This is a genomic window from Streptomyces sp. BE20 (assembly GCF_036322525.1).
Classification (GTDB): domain Bacteria; phylum Actinomycetota; class Actinomycetes; order Streptomycetales; family Streptomycetaceae; genus Kitasatospora.
In genome coordinates this window covers 1-9,975 of record NZ_JAQYWW010000369.1, presented here as the reverse complement: position 1 = coordinate 9,975, position 9,975 = coordinate 1, and the positions used below count along the sequence as shown (strand labels likewise).

Annotated in this window: 15 protein-coding genes; 9 read left to right on the top strand and 6 right to left on the bottom strand. The window is 71.0% G+C overall.

What is annotated here, in order from left to right; translation table 11 throughout:
- The first annotated feature begins 296 nt into the window (after positions 1 to 296).
- The gene (locus PUR61_RS02720) at positions 297 to 455 is read left to right on the top strand and encodes a TlpA family protein disulfide reductase (RefSeq protein ID WP_329875211.1); all 159 of its coding nucleotides are present in this window, start codon (positions 297 to 299) and stop codon (positions 453 to 455) included.
- A gap of 161 nt (positions 456 to 616) precedes the next feature.
- Complete coding sequence (locus tag PUR61_RS02715; RefSeq protein ID WP_329875210.1) at positions 617 to 1,057, top strand: hypothetical protein; 441 nt, start codon at positions 617 to 619, stop codon at positions 1,055 to 1,057.
- A 432-nt stretch (positions 1,058 to 1,489) separates the two neighbouring features.
- Here PUR61_RS02715 and PUR61_RS02710 read toward each other — a convergent pair whose 3' ends face one another.
- From PUR61_RS02710 to PUR61_RS02695, 4 genes are all read right to left on the bottom strand, one after another.
- A complete protein-coding gene (locus tag PUR61_RS02710) occupies positions 1,490 to 1,663 on the bottom strand; it encodes a hypothetical protein (protein ID WP_329875209.1) in 174 nt (57 codons plus the stop codon).
- Positions 1,664 to 1,736: 73 nt separating this feature from the next.
- The gene (locus tag PUR61_RS02705) at positions 1,737 to 2,267 is read right to left on the bottom strand and encodes a hypothetical protein (protein WP_329875208.1); all 531 of its coding nucleotides are present in this window, start codon (positions 2,265 to 2,267) and stop codon (positions 1,737 to 1,739) included.
- Between the two features lie 231 nt (positions 2,268 to 2,498).
- Positions 2,499 to 2,735 (bottom strand): helix-turn-helix domain-containing protein, encoded by a 237-nt coding sequence (locus PUR61_RS02700; protein ID WP_329875206.1) that lies wholly within the window; start codon positions 2,733 to 2,735, stop codon positions 2,499 to 2,501.
- Positions 2,735 to 3,343: a DUF2975 domain-containing protein gene (locus PUR61_RS02695; RefSeq protein ID WP_329875204.1), complete on the bottom strand. Its 609-nt coding sequence runs from the start codon at positions 3,341 to 3,343 to the stop codon at positions 2,735 to 2,737. Before PUR61_RS02695 ends, PUR61_RS02700 begins: the two co-directional genes overlap by 1 nt.
- Positions 3,344 to 3,755: 412 nt before the next feature.
- Between PUR61_RS02695 and PUR61_RS02690 the strand changes: the two genes are divergently transcribed.
- The 3 genes from PUR61_RS02690 (at position 3,756) to PUR61_RS02680 (ending at position 5,696) form a co-directional block, all read left to right on the top strand.
- Complete coding sequence (locus tag PUR61_RS02690; protein ID WP_329875202.1) at positions 3,756 to 4,070, top strand: hypothetical protein; 315 nt, start codon at positions 3,756 to 3,758, stop codon at positions 4,068 to 4,070.
- Between the two features lie 347 nt (positions 4,071 to 4,417).
- On the top strand, positions 4,418 to 5,152 hold the full coding sequence (locus tag PUR61_RS02685) for a hypothetical protein (protein ID WP_329875200.1): 735 nt from the start codon (positions 4,418 to 4,420) through the stop codon (positions 5,150 to 5,152).
- A 277-nt stretch (positions 5,153 to 5,429) separates the two neighbouring features.
- Positions 5,430 to 5,696 carry a metal-sensitive transcriptional regulator gene (locus PUR61_RS02680; RefSeq protein ID WP_329875212.1) on the top strand — a complete coding sequence of 89 codons (267 nt, stop codon included), beginning with the start codon at positions 5,430 to 5,432 and terminating at the stop codon, positions 5,694 to 5,696.
- Between the two features lie 462 nt (positions 5,697 to 6,158).
- Here the strand turns inward: PUR61_RS02680 and PUR61_RS02675 are convergent, their stop codons facing one another.
- Positions 6,159 to 6,326 (bottom strand): hypothetical protein, encoded by a 168-nt coding sequence (locus tag PUR61_RS02675; protein WP_329875198.1) that lies wholly within the window; start codon positions 6,324 to 6,326, stop codon positions 6,159 to 6,161.
- Between the two features lie 494 nt (positions 6,327 to 6,820).
- On the opposite strand from PUR61_RS02675, the gene PUR61_RS02670 reads away from it, so the two are divergent.
- The 3 genes from PUR61_RS02670 to PUR61_RS02660 all read left to right on the top strand — a co-directional run bounded on the left by PUR61_RS02670 (position 6,821) and on the right by PUR61_RS02660 (position 8,394).
- Complete coding sequence (locus PUR61_RS02670; RefSeq protein WP_329875196.1) at positions 6,821 to 7,150, top strand: hypothetical protein; 330 nt, start codon at positions 6,821 to 6,823, stop codon at positions 7,148 to 7,150.
- A 339-nt stretch (positions 7,151 to 7,489) separates the two neighbouring features.
- Complete coding sequence (locus tag PUR61_RS02665; protein WP_329875194.1) at positions 7,490 to 7,831, top strand: SH3 domain-containing protein; 342 nt, start codon at positions 7,490 to 7,492, stop codon at positions 7,829 to 7,831.
- A gap of 62 nt (positions 7,832 to 7,893) precedes the next feature.
- Positions 7,894 to 8,394, top strand: a complete 501-nt coding sequence (locus PUR61_RS02660; protein ID WP_329875192.1) for a hypothetical protein — start codon at positions 7,894 to 7,896, stop codon at positions 8,392 to 8,394.
- Here PUR61_RS02660 and PUR61_RS02655 read toward each other — a convergent pair.
- Complete coding sequence (locus PUR61_RS02655; RefSeq protein ID WP_329875190.1) at positions 8,377 to 8,781, bottom strand: winged helix-turn-helix transcriptional regulator; 405 nt, start codon at positions 8,779 to 8,781, stop codon at positions 8,377 to 8,379. The two genes, PUR61_RS02660 and PUR61_RS02655, sit on opposite strands and share 18 nt — an antisense overlap.
- A gap of 128 nt (positions 8,782 to 8,909) precedes the next feature.
- Between PUR61_RS02655 and PUR61_RS02650 the strand changes: the two genes are divergently transcribed.
- Positions 8,910 to 9,749: an NAD(P)H-binding protein gene (locus PUR61_RS02650; RefSeq protein WP_329875188.1), complete on the top strand. Its 840-nt coding sequence runs from the start codon at positions 8,910 to 8,912 to the stop codon at positions 9,747 to 9,749.
- Positions 9,750 to 9,975 lie beyond the last annotated feature (226 nt).

Here is a 9,975-nt window from a genome sequence, read left to right as displayed (position 1 = left end):
CTGGCTGGTCGGGTTCGTCGCCCGTGGCACGCACTCCTCCGGCCGCCGTCACCGCTGGTACCGCTGGTGACCGGTAGGAACATCCGCATCCAGGGAGGGGGTGGGACCCGACGCGCGAGCGTCGGGTCCCACCCCCTCCCTCGGATGTGACCCGTGCGTCGCCGGCCGGACGACCGGACTCGGGTGCGGTCGCAGGTCGGAAGGGTTTGGGCGGGTAGCGCCGGACCCGCCTGAATCCGCCGGAGACGCGTGCGAGCGTCACCTTCCCCAGCCAGTACGACCCGGCCGGCACCCAGTTGCTCAGGTTCCCCACGGGCACCCTCGGTGCGCAGTCCTTCCCGACCACGCTGATCGTCGACCGGCAGGGCCGACTGGCGGCCCGTGCTCTCGGCGGCCAGATCGACGACGTCCTCGAATCGATGCTCCAGCCGGCCCTGGCGGAGCAGCAGAGCTGAGCAGGGGAGCGTTGCAAGGCAGGTGCTGATCGTCGCCGCGTCCCGGCGAGGCCGGAACCGGGCCGGATCGGCGTGTGCCTCCGCAGCCTGGTCGGTCGGTGTCGAGGCGTCGTGGTGGCCCTGATGTGCGGGGTGGCGGCCGGGCAGGCTAGTTTGCTCGGGTGAGTCTCCTTGAAGATGTGGCCGAGCGCGACGGCTGGCGATGTTGGGTGTGCGACGAACCGGTCGACCCCGGCGAGTCGGTGAACGACCCGCGAGGGCCCAGTGTCGACAGCCGTACCGCCGACCGGAAGGCCAAGGTCGCCGAGCGGCTTGCGCATCGCGGGTGCAACACCCGCAAGGGCGCGGTCAAGGTGGTCATCGCCTGGCCGGACCGCCTGTACGTGGTCGAGCCGGCGCCCCTGATCACCGTGGCCGGGAGGCTGGAGCGCAAGGGGGGCCGCGAGATGGTGGGCCGCTGCCCGACCAGGCAGGACGCCCAGGCGGCGGCGGACTGGTTGGTGGACCGGTTCTCCCGACTGGTACCGGGGCTGCCGGTGACCGCAGACATCGAGGCGGGTGGCGGCCAGTTCCTCGTCATCCTGGCCACCGGCCGCCGCTGACCGGGGGCAACCAGCGCACAACCGCGGCCCGCAAGGGCCGGGAAGCGACCCTCGGCCGGGAAGGCCGGCCACTCCACCCTGCGGGACTTCGGCACGGACGCGAAGCGGTGGGGGAGGGCGGCCGGTCGGGTTCCGGGGTTGCCGCTCGCAACGGGCGGACGGTTTCTCTCCCGTCTGCCGGGGCCACGCGGACAGGGCCGCCCCGGCCGGGCCGGAGAGGGCTGACCGCCGCCGTTGGAGTTCTGGAACGCGCACATCTGGCCGTGCGGACAGTTGCCCTCCGTAGGGAGCGGGCATGGCTGAGATCTCCGGCATTCACACCCGGCTCTCCAGGGCGTTGCGCGACCGTGCGGAAGCCGGGCGCCGGACTGACCTCACCGGCAATCAGGGATCAAGCCCGACCTGGGCCTCGGGGTCCTCGGTGCGCCGCTGTCAGTGACGGGTGACCGACGAGATCCGGGTGAGGGCGGCCGTCGCCTGCGCCGGGTTGGTACGGAGCCGGCCGGCCGGGTGCTTTCGGACGGCCTCGGCGACGCAGGCGCGGACGGGGCCGTTGCCCAGCCGGTCGCGGACGGGCCGCTCGAAATCGAGGTGTTCGAGTTTCACCGACACGACCGCCCTCAGACCCGCGCCGAGCTCAGAGATCCGGGCACGGAGTCGGCGCGGTGGGGGCTCGGGCTCAGCCTTGCCGGGGCCGCAGCCAGGGGGGCGGCTGCGCCGAGTAGCGGGCGTGTCCGGCGTCGAAGCCGGACAGGTGGTAGACCGCGCCCTCGTACTCCATCTCCGGGGGCGGGGGGTCGAGGACCGGCGGGGCCCAGCGCGGCCGTCCGCCGATCTCGACCCGCGTCTCCAGCCTCGGGCTGCCCCAGAACCGCGTGAACTCCTCGGCCGCATGGGCGTTCCAGCCGCCGCCGAGCTTCGCCAGCAGGGCCGGGCTGTAGATACCCCGGACCCGCAGGTCTTCCAGGAACCGGCGCTGGACGACGACCGCGATGTAACGGCGGTGGTTACCCCGGTGACGGCCGACGACGGTCACGCCCGGGTCCCACGGGTCCCAGCGCGGCGGCGCGACCCAGACCTTGGCACCAGGGGCGAAGTGCCGCAGGCCGGAATGGAGTTCGCCGCCGCCGGTGCCGTGGGCGGTCACCTGCGCCACGTTGCCCACCACGCAGAGGCCCAGAGGGGCGAGCCCCGTCTCGTCGTTCGTCATGATCACCATGGTGTCTGTGAAGTTCCGTTGCCGCACCGGGATTCTGGGCGGGTGCGCGGGCGCCGTCGGGCCGGCAATCCTCGCGAGAGAGGATCAGGCCGGGCGGCTCCGGTCGTGGCCGGGGTGTCGGGCGCCGTCAGGGATGGAGAGCTGACGACACGGCAGACGGCCGGCTCGCCCGCGATGCCGCTCATCTCGACGGCGCTCCGGCCGTGAGGGCGGCGCACCGGTTCAGCCGGGCGGTGTCCTGGGCAGGACGGTGAGCAGGTCGCCGGGCCGGCAGTCGAGTGCATCGCACAGCGCTGTGAGCGTGCTGAACCGGATCGCGCGTGCCCGGCCGTTCTTGAGGACGGAGAGGTTGGCAAGCGTGAGGCCGACCCGGTCCGCCAATTCGGTCAGCGTGAGGCCGCATTCCTCCAGCAGCCTGTCGAGGTGCACCTCGACGCGGTGCTCTTCCTCCGGTGGCATCAGATCACCGTCTCCAGCTCGGCCCGCATCCCGGCGCCACGGCTGACGACCTCGGCGGACGCGAGGAGCCCGAACCCGGCCAGCGTCCACGCGGCCGGGAACTCCCAGACCGTGACGCCCGCCGTGTCGCTCACGCTGAGGGCGAGATCCAGTGCCGCGACGCTCTCCGCCACCCCGGCCAGAGTCCCGCCGACGATGACGAAGACGGCGAGCAGCCGCAACCGCCGCACCGCCTGGGCGGTGAACGGATCACCGCGACGGGCCCGCCGCACGACGAGCAGCAGCATGACCAGCATGCCGAGGGCGACCAGCAGGCTGGGCAGCGCGGTGAGTACCGCCGCGACGATCTGGTGGGCGCTGGGATCGGCGATCTCCACCTCGATGACGGAGTCCGGGGTGATGCTGACGCCCCCGGTCGTCCTGCCGGGGATCACGGTGCTCCCCTCCAGCGCGCCGGCCGGTATCCCGGTGGTCACGGGCAGGTCGCCCAGCAGCGCACGGCCCACGGGTACCGCGATCGCCAGGCCCGTTGCGACCAGACCGAGCGTGAGCACGCCCTGAAGTTCGCCGAGCCAGTCGGGCCTCCGCAGTTTGCCCAGCAAGGACATCCCAACTCCCCCTTATCGATTACCGATATGCCGATAATCGATAAACAGGGCTTCCTTGTCAACCCGCCGCCCGCCGCCCGTCGCCCGCCGCCGTCGCCCGCCGTAGCCCGGTCGGCCTCGACCGGACCGGCCCCTGCTCCATGCCGATTCAAGCCCGGCACGCTCGGGCCGTCGGGAGCCCGCAAGGCATGCCGGGAGTTCGGGAGCCGGCCGGGCCCGATCGTCGACCGACGGTGTGTCGTGTCAGCGGAGCTCGACCGTCGACCCGGAGGGGGCGACGGGGCGCAGGCCCCCTGACCTGGCACTTCAGGATTCCCTCAAGGTTCCTCCCAAGAGCGATCAGGAACGGTGGGTCCTGTTGCCCGGTCGGTCGGGCAACAGGGTTCACTCGACCACTCTTGAGGAGTCGATCATGCAGATCCGTCGTGCAGTCGCCGGTGCCGCCATCGGAGCCGCTCTCGTTCTCGGTGCGGTGCCCGCCGCTCAGGCCCAGACGTCCAGTCCGGGCGCGAGCCTCGCTGCCGCCAGGTGCGCCTCCAACTGGAGCGACATCAACACCTTCAGCGTCACCTGCTCGGGTGCGGCCGGCACGAAGTTCTACGCCGTCGCCGAGTGCGGGAACGGCAGCATCGTCTTCGGCGCGAAGAAGTACGCGAACGGCTCCACCTCGTACGCCTACTGCGCGGGCAAGGGCGGGTTCACGGGCTACGGCTGGTGGGTGGTCTGACGGGTAGGTCGTACAGGGCCCGGCGGACACCGCTGCGCTGAGGCCTGCGACAGGGTCACCCTTCCTGATCACGTGCTCCACCCGGGGCGGGACGCCGGCTGACTTCCCAGGGCGCGTCCCGCCCCCACCTTCCTGCCGGCCGGTTGTCGGCCCGTAGCGTCGATGCTGCGCCCGCCGGGTTCCTGCTGCAGTCCCCGGCGACCTGGCCGTCCTGCTGACTCCTGGTCCGCCTGGGCGGCCTTCGGGGGTTGTGCCGGTCGGGGGCTCTACGGTTCCGTCGTGGGGCCGGCACCGATGCTTCCGGTGCAGGAGCCTCGAATGTCACAACGGCCTGGTTGGATTCCTGCATGACGGATTGGTCGCAACTCAGCCATGCCTACGGCTCTGCGGAAGACATACCCGCCCTGCTGGACGAGATCGAAGCAGATCCGAACGCCGAGCGCTGGAACGACCTCTGGTCGGCCCTCTGCCATCAGGGCAGCGTCTACTCGGCCAGCTTCGCGGCGCTTCCCCGGCTGACGACAATCGCCGTGGGTGCCGACCCGCAGGAGCAGCTGAACGCACTGCACCTCGCAGCCGCGATCGTGGCGGGGACGGGCCAGCTGCACGGGGCCGACGACGTCCGTGTGAAGTATGCGCAGGAGATCGCAACCCTCCTACGCATGGCGAACGAGCACCTTCGGACGTCTCCCGACCGGACCGACTACATCTACCTGCTCGAAGCCCTTATGGCATTCGAAGGTGTCCCGGTCTGGGGTGAGGAGCTTGCGTGGGGACTCGTGAACGGGGAGTACCAAATCTCCTGTCCCGACTGCGAAACCAGCCTGTTCATCGCCATCGGTGACTACGGTTACTTCTCCACGAGCGGCGACTACGCCCTGGACGACCACGTGGAGAAGGCCCCTTTGCGACCCGTGGGCCCTGGCGACCTGCGCGGCATCGGCCAACGGATCCACGCACTCGCTTTCACCGACGGCCAGAACGAGGTCGCCACTGCTGTGACCTACCTCTTCGGAAGCGCGCACTGCACGGACTGCGGGGCAGACTTCGCCGTGGCCGACCAAGTAGGCGATCCCCACTGACCTCCCCGGAGCTGTCGGCGACGAGTGGCAGGCTGCGCCCGTCGGTTGTGGCGCCGGCGGGTGGGGTGTCCTGCGCAGGTGAGGACGCGGTCTGCTCCTGGCCGGCGGGTCGCGAGGTGGCCGGTGGCGGTCGGGTTCAGCTTCGGTGGACAGCGGTGCCGAGTCGAAGACCGGAGCCGACCGGCCCTGCCCAGGAGGGTCCTTGATCGCCCCGAGGCGCCCGAGACATACCCCACGGGGTAAACTCGCGGGCGAGCGACTCTCTGGAGGTATGGGAATGCAGGTCGACGACGAAGCGGTCGGCGCGGTCCTCAATCGCCTTCGTCGGGCCCAGGGCCAGCTCGCCGGCGTCATCGCGATGATCGAGGCAGGGCGTGACTGCAAGGACGTCGTGACGCAGTTGGCAGCCGTCTCCCGTGCCCTCGACCGGGCCGGATTCAAGATCGTGGCCAGCGGCATGCGGCAGTGCATGGCCGTCGCGGACGGCGACGAGCCGCCGATGAGCGAGGCCGAACTGGAAAAGCTCTTCCTGGCACTCGCCTGACGTCCGGCTCGCTCATCGGCGGCGCCGTGCGGCGCGGGGCTGTGTCTTCCCGGTCCGCCTGCGGGCGGACCGGGCCGTCCGGTCGGCGCCCGCCGCCGTGCAGGCGCGGGGCACTTTCGTGTTCGATGTGCGCGAGGCGTCGAGTTCGCTGCGAGGCATGCGTTCGGCGTCGACCGCCCGGCTCGACCGGGTCCTGCCGAAGGTCGCGTTCTCTCGCCGTTGACCGACGCCGACCGTCGTCGGCGGGTGCGCAGCTCGGCGCTCCCGCCGACGACGGTTCCTCCGATGCGCCGGGCGGGCGGCGCCGGCGTGCTGAGCGAGGCCCCCGGGGGTATCCGCCGGGCCGAACCCACATCCACACAGGACGCCGCCGCAACGGCGGCAGCGACAGAGCTGGGCGGACATGGGGCGGGCCGTGGCGGGTGCCCCGGCGTGTGGCCCGCCCCAGCGGCGCCCGTTCGCTCAGCGGCGGCCCAGTAGCTTCGCCAGGAAGCCTCCGGCCTTGCGGGCGCTCCGGTCGCAGGAGCAGCGGTCGGCCTGGCGAACTCCGGCGAGGACCTGGTCGACGTGCATACCGCACCCGGCGTAGCCGGCCTTGCCGCAGATTCGGCACGTGGTACGTCGACACATGGCGGAACTCCTTGTGGATCGGTCGGGGAGGACGTCCCCGCTTCGTCGTCCAATATACCCGCCGGGGTATTTTTCCCGGATGCCCGGGGTTCTGGACGTCCGTAGTCCCGTCCACACTCCCCACCTGGCCGGACGGCCCGGACGGGAGCCGATCCGTTGCACCCGCCCGCCCGGACCGTGCTGCGGAGGCCGTCACCGCCCTCCGGTCGCGCGCCCCGGCAACCGCCACGACCTGGCCAGTGGGGCAGGTCGTCCCTCGACGTGGAGCTCCGAAGGGTCGAACATGCGGGACCCAGGCTCGTCGGGTTGTCCGCCCGGCAAGTCCAAGTCCTTTCCCTAGTGGACGAGTTGCCGGCCCTATCTGAGGCATCAAGCTTTTCCCAAGGTTTGCCTCAAGTCGGTCGACCAGAGTTGCCGACGTGCCCCGAAACGCCGACCGGCCGGGACGGGGCGCCGCAGAACACCGAATCGATCCTTTCGACGAGAGGTCCCTCATGCGCATCCGTCAGACCGTTTCCGTACTCGCCCTCGGTGCCGTGCTCGCCGTCGGCGGCGCCGTCGCTGCGCCCGCCCAGGCGCAGACCGGCCTCAGCGGCTCGATCCCGTCGTACTGCGTCCAGGGGTCGGACTCGAACTACTTCGGGGTGCACTGTGCGACCCAGAAGATCTACAAGGTGAAGGCGTACTGCGACAGCAGCGACGGCCGGCACACCGTCCTGTCCGGCAACGACGCGAGCAACAACGGATGGTCCAAGATCCACTGCAACACCCTGGGCGCCGGTTGGCGCTACCGTGCGGGCAGCGGGACCGTTGTGGTCCGTTGACCAGGGGCGTCGTCCACGCGGCACGGCTCCCGGCCGGGCGCGTCCGGACGAGGTGACGACCAGGCCCTGAGCCGAAGGCCGGCCCGCTCCCGGGCGGGCCGGCCCCGCGGTTCGGTAACGGTCTCGATGCCCTACGTGCGAGTTGACAGGATCGTGCACCCCTGACAGACCTCGCCCACTGCTGGCGGTGACAGGTGAAGTCGCGCAGTCACGAACACGACCCGCCCACCCCTCAGCTCACCGAGAGAACGAGCAGACGGATGGACCTCGGTGCGGGGAAAAGCCCGCGCCCGGATCCGGCCGTACACGTTGCACACCTCCGCCACTCATGGAGATCACATGTTGAAGAAGACTGCCGGTGTCCTCGGAGCCGCGATCATCCTCGGTTCCGCTTACGGCGGCACCGCGTCGGCAGCCCCGGAAACCGTCTCGGCCGCTACTGCCGGGATCAACGCGGTATCGGGCCGCTTCTACCAGGACGGCGTGAACATCCGGAACAGGCCGAACCTCACCGCGACGATCAATGGCCTCGGGTACGTCGGCCACAAGGTCACCGTGTACTGCGGAACCCCTGGTCCCCTGGAGACCTACTGGTGGCGAATCACCGACAACACCACCGGAGTTCCCGGCTACATCGAGCAGAGCTTCGGCGGCCCCAACAGCTCCGTCCCGCGCTGCTGACCTCGCCGCCCGGCCTCCCCGGCGGCGGAATCAGTGGGCGCGAGAACATCGCCGACCTGTCGGTGGTCGAGAACGGGACCTCCACCAAGCTGGTGGTCGCCGCCGACGGCGGACCCTACGAGGCCGCCGCCGACTACGCGGTCGGGCGCTGGACCGGCTGGGCCGCGATCACCGCCAACTCCTTCGGTACCCGGATCACCAAGGTCGCCGCCGCGATGACCGGCAACGTCCTGCACGTGTACGCGCTCGGCGCCAACGGCCGCCTGTACACGGTGGACGGGGACTACGACCGCGGCCCCCGGACCGGCAGCCCGCCGGCCCGGGGGCCGCGTCGTGCCCCGACGCGATCGGCCGGATCGGCGCCCCGGATCCGGAGCACCGTCCTTGAGCGCGACCGGTCGGCGCCACGATCCGCGCGCACCGGAGGCGGGCGGAGAGGTTGGCGCACGCAGATCCTGCGGGCCCCGCGGTGGGGCGAAGCTCGCGACCACATCTGGCGGGGCGAGCGGGGGCGATCGACTTTCTCGCTGGCTTACCCGACGTGTCTACGACCGGGGTCGTGATCCATCGGCGGGTGTCCGGTCGGCGGTGCCCGGCGGCAGCCACCGGGTGATCCGGTCGAACAGTTCCAGCAGTGGCTCGCCGACGTCCCGGCCGAACTCGGTCAGCCCGTAGGTGACCTGAGGCGGCGTGGTCGGTTCGACCGTCCGCCACACCAGGCCGTCCTGGACCAGCGCGCGCAGGGTCTGCGCGAGCATCTTCTCGCTGATGCCCCGGATGCTGTCGCGCAGCTCGTAGAAGCGCAGGTCGTTGCCCTGAAGGGAGATCAGCACCCAGACCCCCCATCGGCTGGTCACGTGGTCGACCGTGTCGCGTGCCGCGCAGTCGGTGTGAAACACCTCATACCGCTTGCCGGTGTCACTGCGCCCTGGCTGCAAGCCTTCCGTCATGTGCGGAGCTTACCTTCGGGTATGTCCTTACCAGCGGTAAGCCCGCCGTCCTAGCGTCAGCACCGCACAGCAGCACGTGCACACGAGCGCAGGACATCGAGCGCAGGACATCGAGCGAGGAGCTGATCATGATCGTGGTGACCGGAGCCACCGGAAACATCGGCCGGCCGCTGACGCGGGCACTGGCCGGGGCGGGAGAACAGGTGACGGCGGTTTCGCGGCACGCGGCGCCCGTGCCGGACGGCGTCCGGCACGTCGTAGCCGATCTGGCCGAGCCGGCCGCTCTGGAGCCCGCGCTCGCCGGGGCGAAGGCGCTGTTCCTGCTGCTGTCGGGCGACCTGCACGGCCCCGGGACAGCCCCGGCCGACGTCGTCGGCCGAGCAGTGGCGGCCGGGGTCCGGCGCATCGTGCTGCTCTCCACACAGGGCGTGTCCACCAGGCCGTTCGGCCCGACCCGGATCGCGATGCGGGCGCTGGAGGACCTGATCCGGGAGTCCGCCCCGGAGTGGGCGATCCTGCGGCCGGGCGGCTTCGCCTCCAACGTGCTGTGGTGGGCCGAGTCCATCCGGACGCGGCGGACCGTCGTGGCCCCGTTCGGCGAGATCGGCGCGCCGGTCGTCGACCCGACGGACATCGCCGACGTCGCGGCGGCCTGCCTGCTGGAGGACCGGCACCTCGGCGGCGTGTACGAGCTGACCGGCCCGGAGGTGATCAGCCCGCGCGGGCAGGCACAGGCCGTCTCCGCCGCGCTGGGCTCGCCCCTGCGGTTCCACGAGCTCACCCGCGACGAGGCCAGGACCGCGATGGCCCGAAGCATGCCGGTGGAACTCGCCGACGACACCCTCGACATCCTCGGCGCCCCGAACGGGGCCGAACTGCGCATCAGCCCGGCCGTCCGGCAGGTGCTCGGCCGTCCCGCGCGTACCTTCACCGACTGGGCCGACCGCCACGTCGCCGCGTTCCGCTGAGGATGGGGTGAGGGGTGCCCCCGGTCCCTCCGGACGTCGCAGGGTGCCGCAGGCAGCCTCCCGCCGGGGCCGGCCGGGTCTAGTTCCAATGCCGTGTAGATAGAGCCGTGGGTGGCCGCGTCAAGTCGCCTGAAATGGGACGGAGCTCCTGCTAGAACCGTGTCGACCAAGATCACTGTTCGGTAGGAGCTCCGTTGGGTGCCCAGTCTGTCATCTCTCGTGAGGT